This is a genomic window from Vibrio campbellii CAIM 519 = NBRC 15631 = ATCC 25920, assembly GCF_002163755.1.
In the GTDB taxonomy this organism is placed as follows: Bacteria; Pseudomonadota; Gammaproteobacteria; order Enterobacterales; family Vibrionaceae; genus Vibrio; species Vibrio campbellii.
In genome coordinates this window covers 791,387-812,243 of sequence record NZ_CP015863.1, presented here as the reverse complement: position 1 = coordinate 812,243, position 20,857 = coordinate 791,387, and the positions used below count along the sequence as shown (strand labels likewise).

At 46.5% G+C, this 20,857-nt stretch carries 17 protein-coding genes; 8 read left to right on the top strand and 9 right to left on the bottom strand.

Annotated features, from left to right (window positions below; translation table 11 throughout):
* Nucleotides 1-163: 163 nt before the first annotated feature.
* Together lipB and lipA are read left to right on the top strand one after the other, a co-directional pair.
* Nucleotides 164-826: a lipoyl(octanoyl) transferase LipB gene (lipB, locus tag A8140_RS03860; RefSeq protein WP_005438575.1), complete on the top strand. Its 663-nt coding sequence runs from the start codon at nucleotides 164-166 to the stop codon at nucleotides 824-826.
* A complete protein-coding gene (gene lipA, locus A8140_RS03855) occupies nucleotides 823-1,788 on the top strand; it encodes a lipoyl synthase (RefSeq protein ID WP_005530701.1) in 966 nt (321 codons plus the stop codon). Before lipB ends, lipA begins: the two co-directional genes overlap by 4 nt.
* Before the next feature lie 287 nt (nucleotides 1,789-2,075).
* Here lipA and glyA read toward each other — a convergent pair whose 3' ends face one another.
* The gene (gene glyA, locus A8140_RS03850; protein ID WP_005440106.1) at nucleotides 2,076-3,326 is read right to left on the bottom strand and encodes a serine hydroxymethyltransferase; all 1,251 of its coding nucleotides are present in this window, start codon (nucleotides 3,324-3,326) and stop codon (nucleotides 2,076-2,078) included.
* Between the two features lie 347 nt (nucleotides 3,327-3,673).
* Here glyA and A8140_RS03845 point away from each other — a divergent pair, with 347 nt between their 5' ends.
* Complete coding sequence (locus A8140_RS03845) at nucleotides 3,674-4,276, top strand: YitT family protein (RefSeq protein WP_005530699.1); 603 nt, start codon at nucleotides 3,674-3,676, stop codon at nucleotides 4,274-4,276.
* A gap of 75 nt (nucleotides 4,277-4,351) precedes the next feature.
* Here the strand turns inward: A8140_RS03845 and treC are convergent, their stop codons facing one another.
* The 4 genes from treC to gmhB all read right to left on the bottom strand — a co-directional run bounded on the left by treC (nucleotide 4,352) and on the right by gmhB (nucleotide 9,303).
* Complete coding sequence (gene treC, locus A8140_RS03840) at nucleotides 4,352-6,037, bottom strand: alpha,alpha-phosphotrehalase (protein ID WP_005530698.1); 1,686 nt, start codon at nucleotides 6,035-6,037, stop codon at nucleotides 4,352-4,354.
* 92 nt (nucleotides 6,038-6,129) lie between these two features.
* Entirely contained in the window at nucleotides 6,130-7,554 is a 1,425-nt protein-coding gene (treB, locus tag A8140_RS03835; RefSeq protein ID WP_005530695.1) for a PTS trehalose transporter subunit IIBC, read from the bottom strand.
* A gap of 175 nt (nucleotides 7,555-7,729) precedes the next feature.
* A complete protein-coding gene (gene treR, locus A8140_RS03830) occupies nucleotides 7,730-8,677 on the bottom strand; it encodes a trehalose operon repressor TreR (protein ID WP_005530693.1) in 948 nt (315 codons plus the stop codon).
* Between the two features lie 74 nt (nucleotides 8,678-8,751).
* Nucleotides 8,752-9,303, bottom strand: coding sequence for a D-glycero-beta-D-manno-heptose 1,7-bisphosphate 7-phosphatase (gene gmhB, locus A8140_RS03825; RefSeq protein ID WP_005530691.1), 552 nt, complete (start codon nucleotides 9,301-9,303; stop codon nucleotides 8,752-8,754).
* 343 nt (nucleotides 9,304-9,646) lie between these two features.
* On the opposite strand from gmhB, the gene metN reads away from it, so the two are divergent.
* Genes metN through A8140_RS03810 form a run of 3 tightly spaced genes read left to right on the top strand, consistent with a single transcriptional unit; the run spans nucleotide 9,647 to nucleotide 12,190 of the window.
* On the top strand, nucleotides 9,647-10,681 hold the full coding sequence (gene metN, locus A8140_RS03820; protein WP_005530689.1) for a methionine ABC transporter ATP-binding protein MetN: 1,035 nt from the start codon (nucleotides 9,647-9,649) through the stop codon (nucleotides 10,679-10,681).
* The gene (locus A8140_RS03815; protein ID WP_005530687.1) at nucleotides 10,671-11,348 is read left to right on the top strand and encodes a methionine ABC transporter permease; all 678 of its coding nucleotides are present in this window, start codon (nucleotides 10,671-10,673) and stop codon (nucleotides 11,346-11,348) included. The genes metN and A8140_RS03815 overlap by 11 nt, the downstream gene beginning before the upstream one ends.
* Before the next feature lie 32 nt (nucleotides 11,349-11,380).
* On the top strand, nucleotides 11,381-12,190 hold the full coding sequence (locus tag A8140_RS03810; RefSeq protein ID WP_005530685.1) for a MetQ/NlpA family lipoprotein: 810 nt from the start codon (nucleotides 11,381-11,383) through the stop codon (nucleotides 12,188-12,190).
* Nucleotides 12,191-12,275: 85 nt separating this feature from the next.
* On the opposite strand, the gene A8140_RS03805 is transcribed toward A8140_RS03810, so the two are convergent.
* The 4 genes from A8140_RS03805 to syd form a co-directional block, all read right to left on the bottom strand.
* Nucleotides 12,276-13,466 carry a YibE/F family protein gene (locus A8140_RS03805; protein ID WP_005530683.1) on the bottom strand — a complete coding sequence of 397 codons (1,191 nt, stop codon included), beginning with the start codon at nucleotides 13,464-13,466 and terminating at the stop codon, nucleotides 12,276-12,278.
* Between the two features lie 90 nt (nucleotides 13,467-13,556).
* Entirely contained in the window at nucleotides 13,557-15,749 is a 2,193-nt protein-coding gene (locus tag A8140_RS03800) for a bifunctional metallophosphatase/5'-nucleotidase (RefSeq protein WP_005530681.1), read from the bottom strand.
* A gap of 316 nt (nucleotides 15,750-16,065) precedes the next feature.
* The gene (locus tag A8140_RS03795) at nucleotides 16,066-16,842 is read right to left on the bottom strand and encodes a Zn-ribbon-containing protein (RefSeq protein WP_005432677.1); all 777 of its coding nucleotides are present in this window, start codon (nucleotides 16,840-16,842) and stop codon (nucleotides 16,066-16,068) included.
* 2 nt (nucleotides 16,843-16,844) lie between these two features.
* The gene (gene syd / locus A8140_RS03790) at nucleotides 16,845-17,390 is read right to left on the bottom strand and encodes a SecY-interacting protein (protein WP_005530679.1); all 546 of its coding nucleotides are present in this window, start codon (nucleotides 17,388-17,390) and stop codon (nucleotides 16,845-16,847) included.
* Nucleotides 17,391-17,497: 107 nt separating this feature from the next.
* On the opposite strand from syd, the gene queF reads away from it, so the two are divergent.
* Complete coding sequence (gene queF, locus A8140_RS03785; protein ID WP_005530677.1) at nucleotides 17,498-18,343, top strand: NADPH-dependent 7-cyano-7-deazaguanine reductase QueF; 846 nt, start codon at nucleotides 17,498-17,500, stop codon at nucleotides 18,341-18,343.
* A 159-nt stretch (nucleotides 18,344-18,502) separates the two neighbouring features.
* Complete coding sequence (locus A8140_RS03780; RefSeq protein WP_005530676.1) at nucleotides 18,503-20,785, top strand: tetratricopeptide repeat protein; 2,283 nt, start codon at nucleotides 18,503-18,505, stop codon at nucleotides 20,783-20,785.
* Nucleotides 20,786-20,857 lie beyond the last annotated feature (72 nt).

The window sequence follows — 20,857 nt, the reverse complement described above, 5'->3', positions numbered from 1 at the left end:
TAAATTTTTTTTGAAAGCAGCTTAGGCTGCTTTCTTTTTATTTATCATGTAGATAATGCAAAACAGCGAGTCTTTCAGTTAAAAATCTGTTACTCAGCTGTAGAGCATCAGGTTCATCCGGTTTATAATCCAAAAACTTTATATATTAGCGACAGGAATTCCCATGCAACACCAACTTGTTGTGAAACGACTTGGACGCCAAGATTATGAGCCTGTATGGAAGGCGATGCATGAGTTCACTGACCAACGCACAGACGACACGCCTGATGAAGTTTGGTTGGTAGAACACAACCCAGTATTTACACAAGGTCAAGCGGGTAAAGCCGAGCACCTGATTAACACTGGTGATATTCCTGTTGTTCAAAGCGATCGTGGTGGTCAAGTGACTTATCATGGCCCTGGTCAATTAGTCGCGTACTTCCTGATCAACCTACGTCGCAAAAAATTAGGAGTGCGAGATCTCGTTACACACATCGAGAACCTCGTTATTAACACTCTTAAGGCATACAATATCGATTCTGCTGCGCGACCTGACGCTCCGGGCGTTTATGTCGACGGTAAAAAAATATGTTCTCTCGGACTTCGCATTCGAAAAGGATGCTCATTCCACGGCCTAGCGTTGAACGTCAATATGGACTTAGGTCCGTTTTTACGTATAAACCCATGTGGCTATGAAGGAATGGAGATGGTTCAGGTTAGCCAAGTTGGTGGACCAGAAGACATCGAAGCCGTGGAAAAACAACTAATACAAGAACTCGTTACTTTGCTTGATTACGAGCAAGTAGAATTCAGCACAGAAGCACCTTCTCAAGGTAACAAAGCATGAGCAAACCAATCCAGATGGAAAAAGGCGTTAAATACCGCGACGCCGACAAGATGGCATTGATTCCCGTAAAGAACATGCCTTCAGAGCAGAAAGAAGTGCTACGTAAGCCTGATTGGATGAAGATCAAGCTACCAGCCGACAGCCAACGTATTCAAGACATCAAATCAGCGATGCGTAAGAACAACCTTCACTCTGTATGTGAAGAAGCATCTTGCCCTAACCTAGCTGAGTGTTTTAACCACGGTACGGCCACTTTCATGATCCTTGGCGCGATTTGTACTCGCCGTTGCCCTTTCTGTGACGTTGCCCATGGTCGCCCGCTTCCTGTTGAAGCTGAAGAGCCTAAAAAGCTAGCGAGAACCATCGCAGACATGAAATTGAAGTACGTTGTAATCACTTCAGTTGACCGTGATGACTTGCGTGATGGCGGTGCTGAGCACTTTGCTAACTGTAACCGCGAGATCCGCGAACTAAACCCGCACATCAAGATTGAAACGCTGGTTCCTGACTTCCGTGGTCGTATGGATGTGGCACTTGATCTTATGAAAGACAACCCGCCAGATGTCTTCAACCACAACCTAGAAACGGCACCTCGTCTGTACCGTAAAGCTCGCCCAGGCGCGAACTACAAGTGGTCACTACAATTGCTGCAAAAATTCAAAGAGCAGCATCCAAATGTACCGACGAAATCAGGTCTAATGATGGGCCTTGGTGAAACGAAAGAAGAGATCGTCGAAGTACTGAAAGACCTTCGTGCACATGGCGTAACTATGCTGACTCTTGGTCAGTACCTAGCGCCAAGCCGTCACCACTTGCCAGTAGAACGTTACGTTCCACCTTCAGAGTTTGACGAGCTAAAAGAAATCGCCCTAGAACTTGGCTTCACCCACGCAGCGTGCGGTCCATTCGTTCGTTCTTCTTACCATGCCGATATGCAGGCTCAAGGTATCGAGATTAAATAAGCACTCGCTTGTTTTGAAAAGAAAGGTTGGCTTAGTGCCAACCTTTTTTGTCTCTGCTGAATCTAAACTACTGTCGCCTGGATAACGAGCCTATCTCCTCAAACCAATAGCGCATCATTCCGAAGAGCCTAGGCGATATCAGGAATCTCGCTTCAACGCGCTCTAAGCTGATATTTCCATACGCTAGAAAAACAAAAAGGCCCTCAAATGAGGACCTTTCATCAATCAAATAATCAAACCGAATCACAGAAATAGAACGAGTCCGCCTGAGTTATTTTCAAAAAACGTTACGCGTAAACTGGTAGACGCTTACAGATTTCTAGAACTTTCTGTTTTGTTGCTTCGATAACTTCTTCGTTGCCGATGTTATCTAGAACGTCACACATCCAGTTTGCTAGCTCTTTCGCGTCATCTTCAGTGAAGCCGCGACGAGTAATTGCTGGCGTACCAACACGGATACCAGACGTTACGAATGGGCTGCGTGGGTCGTTTGGAACAGAGTTCTTGTTTACTGTGATGTTTGCTGCACCTAATGCTGCATCTGCATCTTTACCAGTGATGTCTTTGTCGATTAGGTCAACTAGGAATAGGTGGTTCTCAGTACCGTTAGAAACGATCTTGTAGCCACGCTCTTGGAATTGACCGACCATTGCTTTCGCGTTTTTCACAACGTTAGCTTGGTAAGCTTTGAATTCAGGCTCCATCGCTTCTTTGAACGCTACCGCTTTACCAGCGATAACGTGCATTAGAGGACCACCTTGACCGCCAGGGAATACTGCTGAGTTCAGCTTCTTGTAGAGCTCTTCACCTTCGTTAGAAAGGATAAGACCGCCACGAGGACCTGCTAGCGTTTTGTGCGTAGTCGTAGTTACTACGTGAGCGTGTGGAACTGGTGTTGGATACTCGCCAGCTGCGATTAGACCAGCAACGTGTGCCATGTCTACGAATAGGTAAGCGTCAACTTTGTCCGCGATTTCACGCATGCGTTTCCAATCAACGATTTGTGAGTAAGCAGAGAAACCACCGATGATCATCTTAGGCTTGTGCTCAAGCGCTAGCTGTTCCATCTCGTCGTAGTTGATTTGACCTGCTTCGTCGATACCGTAAGGAATCACGTTGTAGTGCTTACCAGAAAAGTTTACTGGAGAACCGTGAGTTAGGTGACCACCGTGCGCTAGGCTCATACCTAGAACTGTGTCGCCTGGGTTTAGAAGCGCCATGTAAACTGCGCTGTTTGCTTGAGAACCTGAGTGAGGCTGTACGTTCGCGTACTCACAACCGAACAGTTGGCATGCACGATCGATTGCCAGAGCTTCAGCTTTATCTACGTACTCACAACCGCCGTAGTAACGCTTGCCTGGGTAGCCTTCAGCGTATTTGTTCGTTAGCTGAGAACCTTGAGCTTCCATTACACGTGGACTTGTGTAGTTTTCAGAAGCGATTAGTTCAATGTGTTCTTCCTGGCGAAGTGTTTCTTCCTGGATAGCTGCGAACAGTTCCGCATCGTAATCTGCGATGTTCATATCACGCTTAAGCATCTGTATCTCCTGATTCAGATTGGTACTGAAAGTTGCAAAAAAACTGGATAACGACCTAACGCAAACGTTTTCGTCGACCTAATGGCGCGCATTCTACATAATTTGATCTAGGTCATAAAGAGAAATTTACAATTTTTCTCATGCAGTTTTTCCATGGTGACAAGCAAGAAATATCATGACGATGTTGCAATCGTTTAACCATGATCCGTTGACTGTCAATTTTGTGCTTTACACCCTGTAAAACGACAATTACATAGGTTTACCGCAAATTTTACCCTCTAGCTACCGAAAAGATCATCTTTTTACTACTATGCACGCCCGATTTATCACTAACGACTGCATAATAGATGGAAAAACACTCAAGAAAAGAAGACTGGATGGCAATTCTTACGGGGACCTTTTTGGTCGCTCAAGGCGTTTTCTTTCTCCAATCCGCGAACCTCTTAACCGGAGGCACCACAGGATTGGCTCTGCTTATTAGCCAATTTACACCTTTTACGTTTGGTGTGCTGTACTTTTTAGCCAACTGTCCTTTTTACTTGCTAGCATGGAAACGCTTCGGCCGTCATTTTGCGATTAATAGTGCAATTTCTGGCGCTTTGGTTTCTATCTTTGCGGATAATCTGTATTTGCTGATCTCACTCGAGTCGATTAATGAGATTTACTGTGCAGTTGCTGGCGGGCTGTTGATGGGCTTGGGTATGTTGATCCTGTTCCGTCACCGTTCAAGTTTGGGTGGCTTCAACGTGCTGTGCTTGTTCATTCAGGACAAATTCGGTATTTCGGTCGGGAAATCTCAGATGGCGATCGACGCGTGTATTTTGTTTGCGTCTTTCTTCTTCGTCACACCTTGGGTGATCGGCTTATCGATTCTTGGCGCCTTCGCACTGAACCTTGTACTTGCAATGAATCACAAACCGCATCGCTACTCAGTAAGTTACGGTTCATAGGATGAAAAAATAAAAGGCTTTGGGGAGCACTCCAAAGCCTTTTTTAGGACCGGATTCTTTAGGGGAAGCTTAATTTTAACCTTCAATCAGCAAGATGCGAGTTTCGTAAGGACGCAGTACTTGGTGATTGGAAGCAATCGCGCTGGTCGCATTCTGATAGTTGGAAAGCAGATTTTTGGCTTTGTTCATATCCAAGCGCTCTGGTAATGCACACTCCACTGCTTCGCCGTAGTAGTTGTTAATACACAGCAGCGTTTGCTTGTCGTTCTGACGTGCGTAAGCAAAAATACGTTTGTGCTCAGGCAGTAAGTCTTCGTAACGACCATCGGTGATGACTGGAACCTGTTTACGCAGCTCAATCAAGCGCTTGTAGAAGTAGAACACTGAGTTCAAATCAGCAATCGCGGTATCCGCGTTGATCTCAGAATAGTTCTGAGCCACCTCTAGCCACGGCGCGCCTTTAGTAAAGCCCGCATGTTTCGCGCTGTTCCATTGCATTGGAGTACGTGAATTATCACGCGACTTCTGCGCCAAAATCGCCATCATGTCGTCGTGAGATACGCCATCGCGATTGACCATGATGTCGTACATGTTCGTGCTTTCAACATCGCGATATTGGCTGATTTCGGTGTAACCTGGGTTGGTCATCCCGATCTCTTCACCTTGGTAAACATAAGGCGTACCTTGCATCATGTGTACCGATGCAGCAAGCATTTTGGCAGACTCGACGCGGTATTGTTCGTCGTTACCTAACCGGCTCACAACGCGTGGTTGGTCGTGGTTACACCAAAATAGCGCGCCCCACCCTTTGCCATTTAAGCCGATTTGCCAATGGTTGAAGATCTGTTTCAGTTGGATGAAGTCAAACGGCGCTTTCGTCCACTTATCACCATTCGGGTAATCGACTTTCAAGTGGTGGAAGTTGAACACCATCGACAGCTCTTTGCCATCTTGCGCTGAATACTGCTGACAATGCTCTAGCGTGGTGGACGACATTTCACCCACCGTCACGCTGCCATATTTTTGGAACACGGCTTCACTGATCTCTTGAAGGTATTCGTGCACACGTGGACCATCCGTGTAGAAACGGCGACCATCACCAATATCGTCACTTGGAAAATCTTGCTGCTTGGAAATCAGGTTGATAACGTCAAGACGGAAACCATCCACACCTTTCTCTGCCCAGAAGCTGATGACTTCTTTCACTTCTTCACGCACTACCGGGTTTTCCCAGTTTAAGTCCGCTTGCTCTTTAGCAAAAAGGTGCAAATAGTACTGGCCCGTTTTTTCATCCAGTGCCCAAGCATTGCCACCAAACTTAGATTGCCAGTTGTTTGGCTCTGCGCCATCAACCGGATCTTTCCAGATGTAGTAATCACGGTATGGACTGTTTTTGTCACCCAGTGCTGATTGGAACCACTTGTGCTCTGTCGAAGTATGGTTGACCACGACATCCATGATGATTCGAATACCCAGCTGGTGAGCCTCCGCCAACAGGGTATCTAAATCTTGCATAGTGCCGAAATCTGGGTTGATCGCATAGTAATCGGAAATGTCATAACCGTTGTCGATCATTGGTGATTGATAAACCGGCGTCAGCCAAATCGCATCCACACCAAGGTGTTTTAGATAGTCCAGCTTAGAAATGATCCCTTTGATATCGCCCGTGCCTTTACTTCCACTGTCACAAAAGCTTTTTGGGTAAATTTGGTAGATGGTTGCGGTTTTCCACCAGCTCTCATCATGCTTGGTCATTGCCATTTCTAACGCTCACTTATCATTAAACGGAAACTTAAAAATCTTAAAAAATAGAGGAGATAAACGAGGCAGCCAAATCACTGCCTCAGTTTGAATTACGCGTTAGCGGTTTCTAACTCACCTTTCATCTGTGCGCGCTTATACAACACAAGCGTCAGCGCTACTGGGACGACAATCGCCACCAACATCGCCAGAGCAAATACGCCCCAGAACTGTGGTTGGATAGACAAGATGCCCGGCAAACCGCCCACACCAATACCATTCGCCATCACACCTGCGCTGCCACAGATAGCTGCAGCAATCGCACTGCCGATCATCGCGCTTAGCATTGGGAATTTGTATTTCAAGTTGATGCCGTACATCGCAGGCTCTGTCACACCAAGGTAAGCAGAGATAGCCGCAGGCACCGAGATATCACGCTCGCCGTGTTTTTTACTGATGATAATGATGCCGACTACTGCAGACGCTTGAGCAATATTTGAAAGTGCAATCAGAGGCCAGATTGGCGTGCCACCTAGCTCTTGCATCAGTTGAAGGTCAACCGCGTTGGTGGTGTGGTGAATACCAGTAATCACCAATGGCGCGTATAGGAAACCGAAGATGGTTGAGCCAATCATTGCGAAGTCACCCGTCATGGCTGCTTTTGCTGCGAAAGCAACGCCGTCACCCAACATGCGACCGAATGGACCAATGATAGAGTGCGCAAGAATCACAGACACAATGATAGAAACAAACGGCACGACCACTAGGTAAAGGTAAGACGGAATGATGCGCTTTAAATTGGTTTCTATGAACGCCAAGGCAACACCCGCTAACATCGCAGGAATCACTTGCGCTTGGTAGCCCACTTTCTCGATAGCGAATAAGCCAAAATCCCATACTTCAGGCACTTGCTTACCAATTAGGTAGGCGTTCATTAACTGTGGCGAAACCAGTGTGACACCCAATGTAATACCCAGAATCGGAGTACCACCGAGCTTTTTCACTGTCGACCAACACACGCCAACTGGCAGGAAGAAGAAGATTGCTTCACCAATTAGCCATAAGAAAGAGTGTACCGTTGCCCAAAACTGGCTGATTTCCGTGAGCGTTTGGCCATCAAACATCTTGATGTCGCCAATCACGTTACGGAAGCCAAGAATCAAACCACCAGTGATGATCGCAGGTAACAGTGGTACAAAGATTTCAGCAAGGTGGGAAATACCACGCTCAACGATGTTCATGTTTTGACGAGCGGCGTTCTTAGATTCATCTTTGCTCGCTTCACTTTTACCACTTAACTCGATCAGTACCTTGTATACCTCATCGACTTCCGTGCCGATCACCACTTGGAACTGACCTGCGTTGGTAAAACAGCCTTTCACCATAGGCAGTGCATCTAACTGTTTGGTATCGGCTTTATCTGTGTCATTCAACACGAAACGTAAGCGGGTTAAGCAGTGGCTAACACTGGCAATATTGTCCGATCCCCCGACCAGCTCAATAAGACGCTCTACATCTTGACGCGCAATCTTACTCATAACTTTGTCCACCCTGTACTGGATACATTCAATTCGTCGTATTATTTTTATTTTGGGAACATTCCCATTTGATAATTTTAATAATGCCAGCTCGCTTTAAAAAACAAAATGGGAACAGTCCCATTGATTGAGAATGATCACAGTATAATTTTAGAGCAGATTGTCGACAGGTGGATTAATGGCGGATCGGTTGCTGGGTAAAATGCACCACAGACTCATCACCGTTTAACTGATTGATCAGCATCTTAGCGGCTTTCTCACCGGCATGTGCATAGCCCGGATCCACGCTGAAGACATTTGGAAAAAGGAACGAGAGTAGTTCGTTGCCCCCCACACCAGTGACCACCACATCTTCACGTCCGATTTCTTGCAGACGTTTGATCACACCGAGAGCGATAGTGTCACTGGCACAAGCGATGGCTTGCGTATCGGGTTGAAGAACTTGATCCACCAGCTGGTAGGCGCTTTCGTGGCTAAGTTTGCCGGTTTGAAAACAAGGTTCAACACGCTTTTGCTCACACCAAGCGTGGTAAGCATTTAGACGAGCAAGGCCCGTTGTGCGATCTTCTGGGTCAACGCCGATGTAGGCAATACGAGAAATAGATTGCTGTTCCAGATGGGAGAGCGCCATGTCGATAACACCTTGGTTATCATAGTTGATCGAAGAAACCAATTGAGTGTCCATGGCGATCACGACAATGCGATTGCCCCACTCCGCTAACGCTTGCTCATCACACCCAGTAAAGCCAAACACGATCACCCCATCGACATTGCGACGTTTAAGAACGTCCAAATGCTCGTTGGTTTTATCGCGAGCGAACTGGCTCTCCATGATCACCACGTCGTACCCTGCCGAGTACAAAGCACTAAGCATAGTGCCAACGGCACGGTTTTCTGATGGGGAATCGAGACGAGAAATGATCACGCCGACCACTTTCTGGCTGCCACCACGCATCGATTGTGCTGATTTGGATGGCACATAGCCTGATTCACGAATGATTTGTTCAACCTTCTCACGCGTTTGCGGTTTTACCTTGGGATCATTGGTAAGTACACGGCTAACCGTCGATTTGCCCACGCCAGCCAATTTCGCGATATCAAGAATGGTGAGTTTTTTGCTCATAAGTGTTCAGACTAAAAGAAAGAATCAAACAAAAGGGAAGCAGCGGCTTCCCTTATCTCAATCAGTAATGAAGATTACTTGTTTAGGTACGCAGGCACATCGGCAATGCTATCAAGTACAGCCGTAGCAATCGCTTCGCCTTGTTCCGTTACTGGTTTACCAGTACGAACCAAAATCTTAGTGCCAACGCCTGCCGCCTCTGCTGCCATCATGTCTTCGGCTTTGTCGCCGATCATCACAGATTTCTCCATGTCGATCTTCAAGAAGTCACGCGCAGAAATGAACATGCCTGGTTTTGGCTTGCGGCAGTCACAATCTTGCTTGTACTCACCGATGCCATGCTCAGGATGATGTGGGCAGTAGTAAATGCCGTCGAACTCAACGCCATTGTCAGCAAAGTTCCAATCCATCCATTGAGTCAGAGACAAGAAACGGTCTTCGCTGAATTTACCACGTGCAATGCCAGATTGATTGGTCACAAGCACCAACAGGTAGCCTTTCTCTTTCAGCGCTTTTGTCGCTTCAAACACACCGTCAATGTACTCAAAATCATGTTCATCATGAACGTAACCGTGGTCAACGTTAATCACGCCGTCACGATCGATAAAAACAGCAGGTTTTGCCAAAACGTATTTCTCTATTTACTCGGTTTCATCAGATTATTACATACCTTATAAGCACTCACACTATCTAATTGGTGTAAGTTCGCGACAAAACAGTTGATTTGCCGTCCGAGAATCGGTAAATCTTAAGTATCCCTCTTAATTGCTTCCTTCTAGCGCACATCCTCTGTTTTACGCTTCCTGCAGAACATCCATACATTTAGACGTCTAGACGTAAAAATATCTATTGACTTACTACTGCTTAACCCATAGCATCAACTGAGAATTGAGATAGAGTTCAAAATTTACTCCTGTTAAAAGCCGTTTTTAACAGCGAAGTTCCCAGTATCTCTGTGCAGGTTGAAACATGATAGAAATAAAAAACGTCAATAAAGTGTTCTACCAAGGCAGTAAGGAAATTCTTGCCCTTAAGGACATTAACCTAGATATCGCGAAGGGCACCATCTTTGGTGTTATCGGTTCATCGGGCGCGGGTAAAAGTACCCTCATCCGTTGTGTAAACATGCTGGAAGCTCCAACTTCAGGTTCCATCATCGTAGATGGCGTTGACCTAACCAAATTAAGCAAAAAGCAATTGGGAGAAACTCGCCGCAACATCGGGATGATCTTCCAACACTTTAACCTGCTGTCGTCTCGCACCGTTTTCGACAATGTCGCACTCCCTCTTGAGCTAGCAGGTAAAGACAAAGCGCAAATCACAACAAAAGTGACTGAGCTTCTTAAGCTCGTTGGTCTTGCAGACAAGCATGAAAGCTACCCAGCAAACCTCAGTGGTGGTCAAAAGCAACGTGTGGCTATCGCTCGTGCATTGTCATCAGACCCTAGCGTGCTACTTTGTGACGAAGCAACCAGCGCGCTGGACCCTGCAACGACGCAGTCCATTTTAGAACTGCTTAAAGAAATCAACCGCAAGCTAGAAATCACCATTCTACTGATCACTCACGAAATGGAAGTGGTTAAGAGCATCTGTCACGAAGTGGCGATCATCGGTGATGGTGAGCTAGTAGAAAAAGGTACCGTGGGTGAAATCTTCGCGCATCCGAAGACCGCACTGGCACACGAGTTCATTCGCTCTACTTTGGATCTTTCTATCCCAGAAGATTACCAAGCACGCTTACAAACCACGCGCGTAGAAAACAGTTACCCATTGGTTCGCCTAGAATTTACTGGCGCTACCGTAGATGCCCCTCTGATGACGCAAATCGCTCGTAAGTTCAACATCGATGTGAGCATCCTAAGTTCCGATCTGGATTACGCTGGCGGCGTGAAGTTCGGCATGATGGTCGCGGAGCTGTTTGGTAACGAAGAAGACGATAACGCAGCGATTGAGTTCCTGCGTGAGCACAACGTGAAAGTAGAGGTACTTGGCTATGTCCTTTAATACGATTTCTGAATGGCTGAGCTTAAACAGCAACCTACTTTTTGGCGCAACATGGGAAACCCTTTACATGGTTGCGGTTGCAGGCATCGTTGGTTTTGCAGTGGGCATTCCACTCGGCGTCATTCTGCACACCACTAAAAAAGGTGGCTTGCTGGAAAACACCAAACTTAATCGCGTGCTTGGCGCCATTGTTAACATCGGTCGCTCGGTTCCTTTCCTAGTACTGATGGTTGCGATTATTCCAGTAACCAAACTGTTGGTTGGCACCTTCATCGGTACAACAGCAGCGATTGTTCCTTTAACCATCGGGGCTATCCCATTTGTGGCGCGTCTGATTGAAGGTGCACTACTGGAAGTACCGTCAGGTTTGGTTGAAGCAGCGCAATCTATGGGCGCGACACCAACACAAATCATCACAAAAGTTCTGCTTCCTGAAGCAATGCCGACTATTGTTAACTCAGTAACCATTACTCTAGTAACGCTAGTGAGCTACTCAGCAATGGCGGGTACGGTAGGCGGCGGTGGTCTTGGTGACGTAGCTATCCGTTATGGCTTCCACCGCTATGACGTAGTGATCATGGCAGTAACCGTCGTGATGCTGATTGTTCTAGTACAAATTATTCAGTCTATCGGTGATGCAATCGTACGCCGCGTAGACCACAGATAAGAATTGAAAATACCAATTATAAGGAGATAAAGATGAAATTTAGCCTTAAGAGTCTTTTGACTGTTGCAACTGCTGCTTCTGCACTGGTTCTTGCTGGTTGTGGTGACAAAGAAGTCGACGTGAACAAAGTAAAAGTTGGCGTAATGGCAGGTGCGGAAGCACAGGTTGCTGAAGTTGCAGCAAAAGTTGCGAAAGCGAAATACAACCTGGATGTTGAGTTGGTTACCTTTACCGATTACGTAACACCAAACGCAGCGCTGGATGATGGCTCAATCGACGTAAACGCGTTCCAACACAAGCCATACCTAGATCAGCAAGTAAAAGATCGTGGCTACAAATTAGTGACTGCTGGTAACTCTTTCGTATACCCAATCGCTGGTTACTCTAAACAAGTAAAATCAGTGGATGAAATCGAAGATGGCGCACGCATCGCTGTTCCAAACGATCCTACGAACCTAGGTCGTTCTCTTCTGCTTCTTGAGCAACAAGGTCTTATCGAACTGCGTGACGGCGTTGATCTACTGGCAACGGTACGTGACATCGTAGGTAACCCGAAAAACATCACAATCGTAGAGCTAGATGCAGCACAGCTTCCACGTTCTCTTGATGACGTAGCGATTTCTATCATCAACACAACTTACGCAAGCTCAATCGACCTAACGCCAGAGCGTGATGGTATCTTCGTTGAAGACAAAGAGTCTCCATACGTAAACCTAATCGTTGCTCGTGAAGACAATGTTCAAGCCGCTAACGTACAAAACTTCGTGAAAGCATACCAAACTGATGAAGTTTACGAAGCAGCGAAAGACATCTTCAAAGGTGGCGTAGTTAAAGGTTGGTAATCCCCTCTTTCTACAAAACTTGAAACTTAAAAAGGGTGCTCATCGGAGCGCCCTTTTTACATCTGTTTTGATTACTGCTTTACCGCTAGAACATCTGAACTTCGTTTTTCTCAACGTCCTTTTGCATCTGTTCTGGCTGCGAATCCAATTGAGGATGCTTGAACACATAAGGCGCTAGAAACGCAGTAAAAGGAATAGTCAGCACAATCCCCACACTACCCGCCAACGCGTTCACGACTGCGAGGCCCACCAGCGGCATATTCATAAACTGACTCGCCGGCATGTTAAGCCCCCACACCATCATGATAGTCGTCAACGAACCACCAGCAAACGCCAAGATCAAGGTGTTAGTCATGGTACCCATGATGTCTCGACCAATATTCATCGAGGCTTTAACCAGTTGTTTTGGTTTAAGCTTAGGATCGGTTTGTTTGAGCTCCGCGTACGCCGATGCAATCGAAATCGCCACATCCATAACGGCCCCAAGTGCAGCAACGACAATCGTCACGAACATCAACCAACGAATACCCATCTTCACCGACGTTAGGTAAATTACGTCTTCGCCTTTGTCGAGGTAAATACCCGACAAGTGCGCCATTTCGCCAAACCACTGCGCCATGACACCCGCAGCTATCACACCCAATAACGTGCCACCCATGGCGCATAAACTCTTCCGGTTATAGCCAGAGACGAGAATAAAGCTGACCACGATGATCACAACCATCAATAAGATGCTGACCAGCATTGGATTCCAACCTGCAAAAATACTCGGCACCAACACACCAACGATCAAGGCAGCAGTGAAATAAAGCGCGACCATCGAGTTGATGCCCTCTTTCTTACCAAAGCTCAGCAGCAGCGCACAAAACAGCGCAAGCATAAGGTAAATCGCGTCTGATCGTTTGTGGTTATAAGCCCAATAGACGGTGCCATTGGTGGTTTCGCGGATCATCATAATGAAGGTATCACCTTCACTGACATACACGTTGTGCTGACGACTAAGAGGATTGGTGACTTCCACCTCTAAGCCTTCGCTCTCTCCATCAAGGATTTTTGCCATGAAGACTTGTTTACCTGTCATCACATCTGGCACGAGCGGATCTGGCGCAACATGGTTTGAGATAGAACGCGTGACGGTTGCTTCAACAAACTCTTGTTGCTGATGAGATTTAGGACGGAAATCTTCACTCCACGAAGAAGAAAACTGAAAGATAAGCGTGGAGATAAGGGTAATCAGTAGGGTGAAACCCCATCGGTTATAGATTCTTTTGATCATGAAGCACTCTTCTACATCACTCACTAAACGGGCTTTGCCTCTGGTGAGTAAAATTAGGCGCGGTAAAGATTACCGCGCCCACATGCAGGATTAATGAGTTGGGTTACAACCTGCGACTTTCTCATCAAGGGTCGCTGCGTCTTTGTTAGGGTTAACAAAGTAGCTAGACGAATCATTGATGTTCACAGACTTAACAATCGCTGGGTATTTCGGGTTTTCTAAATCAATCGAGACACAGATTTCCATGTTCTTCAATTGTTCCCACAGCGCTTTACCTTCGCCTTCACGCAGGGTCGTGATATCACCACTTGGTAGGTATTGAGTGAACGACCAGTTACCAAGACTGCCACTGAAATCTGCCACGTTGATACCTTTGTGCCCTTCAACATAAGCCGTCAGCATGTCGCGAATTGCGTAAACTTGCTCGTTCACTGAGTCATAGAACACGTCGTCTTTGCTTGCCCAGCCATACTTCTGGATTTGCGAACCAAAGCGGTAGCTGTTCATCGCCACTTTGTAGGTCGCGTTTGGATCGAACTGCTCACCACCAATGCTGGTAATATTCACACGGCTACCTTCATTCGTTACTGCGTTGTTCTCATCCATCTCAAGAGACGGCTTACTCAGATCCACAGTGAACTCGATATCACCATCGAATTGATCGTAAAGATAAGCTGGCGCGCCTTTCTTGAACGATACGGTAATATCACCCGGTTTATATTGGTTGAAGTAAGAGTACGACCACTCAATGAAGCGTTTTAGGTTCGTACCTGTCATCTCTACGCCAAGTAAGGTGTTATCGTACTTGTACAAGTTGGTCGACTTACCTTTGGTGTAAACTTCGTTGTCGATTAAGTTAGATTGATCAGAGAACAACGACGCAGCAGAGACAATCGCACCATTACCCTCACCCATCGCCTCTTCAATTTTCTGCATTTGGATTTGGTTAATCACATCCATCAATGGCGTATCAACGACTTTCGCTAGGTGAATCGTCGAGTACAAACGCTCTGCGGTGTAATTGTAATCCGTTGCTGTCGCTTCGTCTGGGTAACCCGTTGCACTTGGTGTGAAGTTACCTGTCACACGCCCCAATTCACGAGTTGCGTCTTCAACCGAGATATCGTGCACGTATTGGAATTTCGCTTGCAGTGCTTGCTCTTCTTCAACTTTCTTCGTGCCAATGTTGGTCAATGTGGTGTCTTCCATCGTCCACTTGCCATCGACTTTCTTCAATTGAATTTCAGCTTTCGCTAGGTAAGCACCCCACTTGCCCGGCTCAATGATTTTCACGCTTTGCGCGCGATTGTCTTGGTTGTATTCGCCAGACTTCGCTTTATCTTCAATCAACGTATTTTCACCGCCAATTTCTGATGTGGATTTGCTGATTGGTGTAACCGTGCCGTCTGCATTCACTTGCTCGATATAGTTGGCGTGTTCGTGGCCCGCTAGAATAACGTCGAATTTATCCGCCATTGCTGACGCGATTTCGTAAACACCCACACCACCGTCTTCTTGGCGGCCAAGGTGAAGCGCACCCACAATCACATCTGGATTGTATTTAGACACCAGTTGGTCAACCGCTTCTTTGGTTGCATCCAATTCGTTCTCAAACTTCAAGCCTTTGAAGTGATCCGGCGCTGAAGCTTCCCAGTTCGGCACGTTCGATGGCGTTAGACCAACGATCGCCACTTTCACGCCTTCCACTTCAAACATTTGGAACGCGCGAATGTAGTTCACATCGTTACTTTCCCACTTGATGTTAGAAGACAGTACCGCACCATTAAAATGATCGAGGTTGCGATCGACAAATGAACGCTCAAAGTTGAATTCATGGTTACCTGGTACCCAAACGTCAAAGCCAAGAGAGTTCATGCTCTCGACCACTGGGTGAGTTGGATCATCGTTGAATAGTTGCGCGGAGTTGCCCTGAACCGTATCACCGATATCAATCAGGATCATATTTGGATGTGCCGCTTGTTGGTCAGCAAGCAAAGTGGCTACACGAGTAATACCAGCGTCATCGTCTTCCGCGTTCAACGCGTAGTCAAAACCAAACAAGCGACCGTGTAGATCCGATGTTGCTGCGATCGTAATGGTGACTTCATCCGCTTGTGTTGCTTCACCTTTCACAACTACGTCCGGCGTGTTGGTTAATGTTTTTCCTTCTGCAACCACCGGGCTGTAATCCGATGGAACCTCTACGTATTTGGTTTCATCATCACAGCCAGCCATCAAGCCGACAACAGCAATACAGACTAAGCTTCGTTTAAATAAAGTCATCTCAATTCCTTCCAGATTATTTTTTTATATATATTTTCGGAAGGGGCCCACTTCCCAAAACCTCAAAAAGGATATGGATGTTATTTGAAATTTTTGAGAAGCAAACGTTTCAATGCTTATAAACCATGCAACTAGGTTATATTTTTCTTTGAATATGAACAAAGATCACAAGCAGGGGGGTGAGAGGAATGGCTGACAAAAATACATTTCAAATCAAAGTATTGACTGTGTCAATAATGGGTGATTTTACTGAACAGGCTCGATTCATTTAGAGCGATAGAAAAAAGCTGGCATAGACGCCAGCTTTAAAAATGGACTACTTAATGTGATCCCAAGAGATATTGGAGACAATACGGCAATCGTCACACTTGAAGTAGAAGATATCGTGCAGCGGCTCGTCAAGTAACCATTCACCACCACATTTTGGACACTTACGCCCTTTTTCCGCTTCAAGCGACTCACCGCCAACTCGGTATTGGTAGTAGTAGGTCGGGATCTTAGTGATGTATTCAATACGACCACGTAAGTCCCAACCGCGGCGGAACAGCACACTGTCAGCATCGCAGATTTCATGCAGTGCAGCGTGTTCAGCACGGCAGCCACCCGCCATTTGGATTTCATCACACGCTTGCCATTCAGTTTGCCATTTCACCACCGCTTTGTGGTCACCATTCAGCGTCGCACCATTACGGTAAAGTGGGATTGGCAATAGCGTCTCGCCGCTTCGCAGTGGAGAACAAGTATGAACGTACGTGGTGTAAAGCACTTGCCAGCTTGGTGTTTCTTCTTCTGCCGCTTCTTCTGAATTCAAATCACGACCCAACATGCGCATTTTCGGCGCAAGCAACGACGCTTCCGACAAACGATTCATACACACTTTGACGAAGTCAGAATGGTAGCGAGGATGCAAACTGTCTTGCTCTGGGCAAACCACGCGAACATAAAACTCGCCATCCCCCATTACGATAGGAAATTCACGACCCAGAACTTGCCCGTTGTAACGCAGTGCATCCATCAGACCATTAATCGCTTTATCTACGGCGCTTACGGTAGTGTTATCAAAACACTCAAACTGCAACTCAACAACGTACATGCTTACACCGCTGCCTCTAGTTTGCTCAGAAACTCAGTCAGTGTCTCGGCTAGCACATCTCTCTTATCCGAACCTAGGCGTTCAAGAATCACATTACCGGTTAGGTTACAGATAGAAATCACATCCAGCTCTGCATCAGTCGCTGCAATAAATACTGTCGGTTTTAGCTTTAGACGACGCTGAGTGACTAAGTGACCAAGAATGTTCTCTTGCAGACGAGTAAAGTCATCATCACTCCATACTTGCAGCAACGTCAGCTCATTACCTTGCCAAGTCGCGTCCATATCAGCGCTGTACTGAGAACCGAAGAAAAGCTTGATGTCTTCATGCAGCGTCAGCTCAATTGCGTTCTCAACGTTAGTGAAATCCGCCATTTCTTCACGTGGGAATGCTTTCCACAGTACTGCCCCATCGCGCTTCTCTTCTACACACGGAGAAACTAGATCAGCAAGCTCTTCACTGCGTGGCAGTTCATTGTGCTTGTCTTGCCAAGCTTGTTGGTAGCGCAGGCTAAAGTCCTGTAGAGCCTGAGGAACGGTTTGGGTCATGAAGGTCTCCTGGTTTGTTTTTATCAGGTTGCGGTGTCTGCCGGATAGCAATTAAGCAGCGGATTCAGTAAAATTCCCGCCATTCTAATCGAAAATGACCACAAAGTATGAGCAAATATTCTGACGCTAAAGAGCTTGCTGGCCTGACACTTGGTAAAAAGACTGAGTACGCAAACCAATACGACGCAAGCTTGCTGCAACCTGTACCTCGCAGCCTAAACCGTGACGACTTAGAACTGGGCGACAGCCTGCCGTTTTTAGGTCACGACATTTGGACGCTGTACGAGCTATCTTGGCTAAACAACAAAGGCTTGCCTCAAGTGGCGGTTGGCGAAGTATACATTCCAGCGGCCAGCGCCAACTTGATTGAATCAAAGTCGTTCAAACTGTACCTAAACAGCTACAACCAAACCCGTTTTGCTACTTGGGAAGAAGTGACTGAGCGTCTAACGCAAGATCTATCGGCATGTGCAGGCGAAGCGGTACTTGTGGAAGTAAACCCAGTTAACCACTACACCAACCAACCAATCGTAACGATGGAAGGTGAGTGTATTGATGATCAAGACATTGAAATCACTAGCTACGATTTTGACGCTGCACTGCTTGAAGGTGCTGCTGGTGATGAGCAAGTAGAAGAAATTCTTCACAGTCATCTACTGAAATCGAACTGTCTAATCACCAATCAGCCAGACTGGGGCAGCGTAGAAATTCGCTACCAAGGCGCTAAGCTTGATCGTGAGAAGCTGCTTCGTTACTTAGTCTCATTCCGTGAGCACAACGAATTCCACGAGCAATGTGTTGAGCGTATTTTCACTGACCTGATGAAGTACTGCCAACCAACGAAACTTACGGTATTCGCACGTTATACTCGTCGTGGTGGTTTAGATATCAACCCTTACCGCTCAACGGAACAAGACAAGCCAGCACACAATAATCGCATGGCACGTCAGTAATCTGAGTAGGTAATGAAAGTATTTGAGTTCCATACTCAAACACTAATTACTTAAATACTCAAAAACGCCCAGCTATCTGTTGGATTGCTGGGCGTTTTTCTCTACTATTGATTATTCAAAAATACGTAAATAACGACACAGTTCAAGGGAACGAAAAGGATGTTTTGGGACAGTTCGCGTCTATTTAGGCTGATTGGCTTTCTTTGCTTATTGTTAGCACAGCCACTTCACGCGACCATTTTATCTTCCGCTTTGCTTAATGAAGCTCAGCAACTGGCTGAGATCGAACCTTCACAAGCCAAACAAGCGGCGAAAAACTACCTTTTGCAACGTGAACTGACTGAGCGCCAAGAGAACGGCAGCCCTTCTGCCATGTCTCGTGAAGAGACCGACCGTAGCATCCGCACACCAAGCAGCACGATTGAAGCGCATAAAATCATCGCGCAAGCCGACTACGCCATGGGCAACATTCGCTCTGCCATCAACAACCTTGATGAAGCAAAACGTCTCGCCAAAGAATACCAACTACCGTACATGAATCTGGATGTGCAACTGATGCGCAATCAAATGATTTGGATGTACGACAAAAACTACGCCGCAGCGGAAGAAAAACTCGACCAAATAGAAAAGCAGATTGAAGAAGCAGATCCGGTTTTACAACGCACTGACAGCGTTCGCTACCGCTTAGTGATGCAGCGTGCACTGCTGGCGGCTAACAGCGGTAATTCGGTAAACGCCGAGCGCTTGTACGCAAAAGCCAAAACCATGCTAGAGGACAATCGCTCAGACCTAACTCTGATTGATTACCACACTGCCGTCGGCGAGTTTTATCTCAACAATAAGAAGTACAACCTTGCCCTGTCAGAGCTGCTATATGGTTACTGGCAATCCATTGAAAATGACAGCGGCGCAAGACTGGCGAAGGTAAACCGTCTGTTAGCACGTCTATTCCAAGAGCGTCGTGTTTACGATAAAGCCATCGAGTACCTCTCTCAGGCGGCCGACTTTTACGACAGCTACCCAAGCTCACCAATTCTGGCTGATGTGTTAGAGCAAATGGGCGATATCTACTTCTACCAAGGTAAATTCAACCTAGCACTGGTGCATTACTTCAATGTGCTTGACCACGACAGCACCAGCAAGAACATCAATCGCATCATCAAGATCCGTTTGAGTCTCGCGGCAACCTACTTACAGCTCTATAACTACGCGCTGGCAGAGCAGTACTTAGCTCGTGCTAGGGACTTGTTAGAGTATGCAGATTTACCGCAGTTAGAAGCTAAAGCGGCGCTGCTACAATCTGGCTTGGCGTACCACCAAAACGACAGTAAAGACGTCATCGTCAATGCGAAGAAAGCGCTCGACCTAATAGAGAAAGCACCAGACGAGACGGGCTTTATCAAACAACAGTCCTACCGTTTGTTAGGCTTAGGCTACGAGCAAGCGGGCGAATATCAGCTGTCTCTACAAGCGTATAAAAAGTACACCAGTCTAGTTCGACTGGAACAAAAACAACTTAACCAAATCAGTGAAGATGCCTTCCGCCAGCAAAAAGAGTTTGCTGAGCAAAGCATCCATTATGTCGGCCAGGCAGAAAAGCTGATTCAAGTGAGTATGGAGCACCGCAAGTTCCAAAAAATCTCGTTCGCATTGTTCATTATCGTATTGGTGATGTTCCTCTTCATCATGCGCCGTGGTGTCATCATGCAGCGCCAAACGACTGAAATTAAAAAGCTGCGCGATGATCTGTTTACCCACTCCCGATCGCGTCTGCGGAATCTACGCATGCTCAACGCTAAGCTGTCGCGCTCTCTGAAAAAATCAAGCGATACGTTTGAGCAGTGGCAGATGGGCGAGCTGATTCACGAGCCACTCAACGACCGTTTGCGTTTCGTGATGATTGATTTGCCATTCCTACGCAGTATGTACGTTCAGCATGGTTATAAAGCAGGCTTAGAGTTAGAGCGTGCATTTGGTGAATTCCTAGCAGAACGCATCCAAAAGCCGACACGTTTGTATCATTTCTCCGATGCTAACTTGTTGTACATCGAGCCAAACGCCGATCGTGATGCTTCTGCAGAAGAAACGTTTAACAAGTTCCAAACTTGGGTGGATGAGTTCGCGACCAAGCACGATGTGAATCGCATCATTCGTATGGGCATCAGTGACTATCCATTCTTACCACGTGCATACACGGCGATTAACGATGAAGAGTTACTCGACCTGTTACTCCTTGCCACCCACATTGCCCGTGAGGTGAGCTTAAAAGACAGACACAGTCACTGGGTATTCTTGAAGGCAATTGATAACGCACCAGCCGCGAGCTTTGCAACTGGTGACATACGAACCGCGTGTCAACATGCCATCAATCAAGGATTAATAAAGATTCATTCTTCTTATAAGAATGAGGACGACATCAAAAAAATATTAAAAAACGGATAATTAACCAACGGTTGAGCACGATCAGTGATGACGCTATAAAGTTTTTTGTTATTATCAAATAATCGTCAGTAG

Bases quoted from the DNA above. Each gene is read 5' to 3' on its own strand.
- glyA (WP_005440106.1), bottom strand. From the start codon at position 3,326: ATGCTTAAGCGTGATATGAACATCGCAGATTACGATGCGGAACTGTTC.
- treC (WP_005530698.1), bottom strand. From the start codon at position 6,037: ATGGCAATGACCAAGCATGATGAGAGCTGGTGGAAAACCGCAACCATC.
- treB (WP_005530695.1), bottom strand. From the start codon at position 7,554: ATGAGTAAGATTGCGCGTCAAGATGTAGAGCGTCTTATTGAGCTGGTC.
- A8140_RS03780 (WP_005530676.1), top strand. From the start codon at position 18,503: ATGTTTTGGGACAGTTCGCGTCTATTTAGGCTGATTGGCTTTCTTTGC.
- A8140_RS03810 (WP_005530685.1), top strand. From the start codon at position 11,381: ATGAAATTTAGCCTTAAGAGTCTTTTGACTGTTGCAACTGCTGCTTCT.
- lipA (WP_005530701.1), top strand. From the start codon at position 823: ATGAGCAAACCAATCCAGATGGAAAAAGGCGTTAAATACCGCGACGCC.
- A8140_RS03805 (WP_005530683.1), bottom strand. From the start codon at position 13,466: ATGATCAAAAGAATCTATAACCGATGGGGTTTCACCCTACTGATTACC.
- A8140_RS03800 (WP_005530681.1), bottom strand. From the start codon at position 15,749: ATGACTTTATTTAAACGAAGCTTAGTCTGTATTGCTGTTGTCGGCTTG.
- lipB (WP_005438575.1), top strand. From the start codon at position 164: ATGCAACACCAACTTGTTGTGAAACGACTTGGACGCCAAGATTATGAG.
- A8140_RS03815 (WP_005530687.1), top strand. From the start codon at position 10,671: ATGTCCTTTAATACGATTTCTGAATGGCTGAGCTTAAACAGCAACCTA.
- queF (WP_005530677.1), top strand. From the start codon at position 17,498: ATGAGCAAATATTCTGACGCTAAAGAGCTTGCTGGCCTGACACTTGGT.
- A8140_RS03845 (WP_005530699.1), top strand. From the start codon at position 3,674: ATGGAAAAACACTCAAGAAAAGAAGACTGGATGGCAATTCTTACGGGG.
- A8140_RS03795 (WP_005432677.1), bottom strand. From the start codon at position 16,842: ATGTACGTTGTTGAGTTGCAGTTTGAGTGTTTTGATAACACTACCGTA.
- syd (WP_005530679.1), bottom strand. From the start codon at position 17,390: ATGACCCAAACCGTTCCTCAGGCTCTACAGGACTTTAGCCTGCGCTAC.
- metN (WP_005530689.1), top strand. From the start codon at position 9,647: ATGATAGAAATAAAAAACGTCAATAAAGTGTTCTACCAAGGCAGTAAG.
- treR (WP_005530693.1), bottom strand. From the start codon at position 8,677: ATGAGCAAAAAACTCACCATTCTTGATATCGCGAAATTGGCTGGCGTG.